The 2,462-nt window shown below is 28.8% G+C and carries 3 protein-coding genes; all 3 read left to right on the top strand.

Annotated features, from left to right (window positions below):
• The first annotated feature begins 126 nt into the window (after positions 1-126).
• Genes NATSA_RS15225 through pssE form a run of 3 tightly spaced genes read left to right on the top strand, consistent with a single transcriptional unit; the run spans position 127 to position 2,256 of the window.
• Complete coding sequence (locus tag NATSA_RS15225; protein WP_210513475.1) at positions 127-1,263, top strand: glycosyltransferase; 1,137 nt, start codon at positions 127-129, stop codon at positions 1,261-1,263.
• Between the two features lies 1 nt (position 1,264).
• Positions 1,265-1,774: a PssD/Cps14F family polysaccharide biosynthesis glycosyltransferase gene (gene pssD / locus NATSA_RS15230; RefSeq protein ID WP_210513476.1), complete on the top strand. Its 510-nt coding sequence runs from the start codon at positions 1,265-1,267 to the stop codon at positions 1,772-1,774.
• Positions 1,771-2,256 carry a PssE/Cps14G family polysaccharide biosynthesis glycosyltransferase gene (gene pssE / locus NATSA_RS15235; protein WP_210513477.1) on the top strand — a complete coding sequence of 162 codons (486 nt, stop codon included), beginning with the start codon at positions 1,771-1,773 and terminating at the stop codon, positions 2,254-2,256. Before pssD ends, pssE begins: the two co-directional genes overlap by 4 nt.
• The last annotated feature ends 206 nt before the right edge of the window (positions 2,257-2,462 follow it).

Consider the following 2,462-nt stretch of genomic DNA (forward strand, 5'->3'; position numbering starts at 1 on the left):
GCTATATTTTACCGCAAGAGCACACCTTGATAATGAAGAACGGGCTGCCAGACAGCATTTTGTGACAGCGTCAGGGCAAACTGTGCATATTTTTGATAATAATCGGATAAATTCACGGAATCAGGTATGAATGTTATTTATGTATGTGGTAAAAGTAATTTTTTTACTAAAGGATATTCTGGTAGTGTTGTTCATGCAATGGGTATTGTTGATGGTCTGCTTAAAAACAACTGTGAAGTTGAGTTAATAACAGGGCCTGGTAGTGATAAATATATGCCTAAAAATAATAAATTAAAATTGATAACAATACCAGCAAAAAAAAATAATTATATTAGTGAGATAGTTTGGAGAAAAAAACTATTATTAAAGATTAAAGAAAGAATTCAAGAATGTGATATTCTTATGTTGAGATATGGATTTTTAAATCCTTTGTTAACTATCAAAACAGCAAGAATATGTAAGGAGAATAGGGTCAAATCCGTATTGGAATTGAATAGTTTTGGTGCAGATCATTATGACATAGAAATATTTAAGCAATGGATTAAAGTAGTTGAAAATATAATAATAAAAAGATATGATTATGTTTATGTCGTAAGCGAAGTGCAAAAAAAGAGAATAAAAGAAGACAATATAAACAATGTGATAACAATACCAAATGCTACACATAATGTAGAGATTGCAAATAAATATGAAAATAAAGCAACAAGATTTGTTTATATGGGTGGCATAAATGGGTATTATGATTATGATGAAATAATAAATGCATTTAATGAAATAAAAAAGAAAAATATAGAACTTGCAATATATGGTGGGGGGAAGTATTATTCTGATATTAAAAAAAAAGTAATAGAAAATACGAATATATATCTAATGGGTAAATATGATAATAAACGTATTACAAAATTAGTTAATCGTTCAAACGATATTTTATTGTTACCAACAAAAAAAGGTTCATTAGCAGAAATTGGATCACCTACTAAATTGTTTGAATACATGATTTTGGGTGTTCCAATACTGGCTAGTAATGTGGGGCAAACTTCTAATATTATCAAGCACAAAGTTAATGGTTATATTTATGAAGCAGGAAATAATAGAGACTTAATTAATAAGATGAATTATTTATTAAATAACAAAACAGAAAGGCAAAGAGTCGGCTTGAATGCACATAATGAAGCACTGGTAAAGCATAACTGGAAAAATAGAATGGGGAATATGCTAAAAGAAATAATGAATATAAAAGACTCAAATATTAAGTATAAATAACATGAATAAAGTAAAAAGTGATATTAAAATATGTGTTGCTTATTCTAGTGGCGGTCATGGTCAGCAAGCCCTTCAACTTACCGAATTGTATAATAAGTATGATTTTTTTTATTTTATTAAAAAAGATGAGATAAATATGACCAAAAAATTGGGAGCAAGGCACTATTATAACTACACACTTGAAACATATATAAATAGATCTAAAATGTCATACTTGGTATGGCCTGTAACATTTATTTTATTTTCGCTTAACTTTATTAAATCTATATATGTCTTTTTAATGGAGAAGCCAGATTTTGTAATAAGTACCGGTTCAAGTTCTGCATTGCCAATATGTATAATATGTAAATTATTTGGTAAGAAGGTTGTTTGGATTGAAAGTTTTGCTAAAGTAAATAAACCTGGGAGGGCAAGTAAGTTAGCATATTATATTTCAGATTTATTTATTATTCAATGGAAAGAACTAGAAAAGTTTTATCCAAAAGCAGTATATGGAGGTAGTATATATTGAAAGCATTTGTAACAATTGGTACTGGGAAAAGTGGTTTTTATAGGTTGTTGAAACATGTTGAACAAGCCATAAATAATAATTTACTTAGAACGGATTCAACAATTCAGATAGGTGGTTCTGATTATATTCCAAAATCTGGAAATATTGTTAGATACTTAAATGAAGATGAATATTTTAAGGAACAAGTTGATGCAGAAATTATAATATCACATGGTGGAACAGGTTCTATAACAAGTGCATTAAAATTAAAGAAAAAAGTTATTGTAGTTCCTAGACTACATAAGTTTAACGAACATTTAGATGATCATCAACTTGAGATAACAAGGGTTTTTGAAAAGAAAGGCTATATAATGGCTGTATATGACATCGGAAAATTGGATAATGTGATTTCAAATATACATTATTTTCAACCAGAAGTATTTCAAAGTGGTACTGGCCAAATCAGTACTATAATAGAAGATTTTATTTCTAGGAACATATAGATATTTCTCAATATACTGTGTCTATACAGCTGAATTATAAAGGCTAAGTATGTAACTTATGAGAGTTTGTTCAATTAGATATGGATCAGTTGCAAAAGTTGGGGAGAAGTATGAGATATAGTATACTTGAGGATGGAAAAACAACTACTCGAACTCATACTGCCCAAAGGGTTGCTGGATCACTTTGATATCGAGAAGATCGAGCA

Source organism: Natronogracilivirga saccharolytica (assembly GCF_017921895.1).
Taxonomy (GTDB): domain Bacteria; phylum Bacteroidota; class Rhodothermia; order Balneolales; family Natronogracilivirgulaceae; genus Natronogracilivirga; species Natronogracilivirga saccharolytica.

What these genes read in the sequence shown, in the direction of transcription:
- NATSA_RS15225 (WP_210513475.1), top strand. Translation starts at nt 127, where the DNA reads ATGAATGTTATTTATGTATGTGGTAAAAGTAATTTTTTTACTAAAGGA.
- pssD (WP_210513476.1), top strand. Translation starts at nt 1,265, where the DNA reads ATGAATAAAGTAAAAAGTGATATTAAAATATGTGTTGCTTATTCTAGT.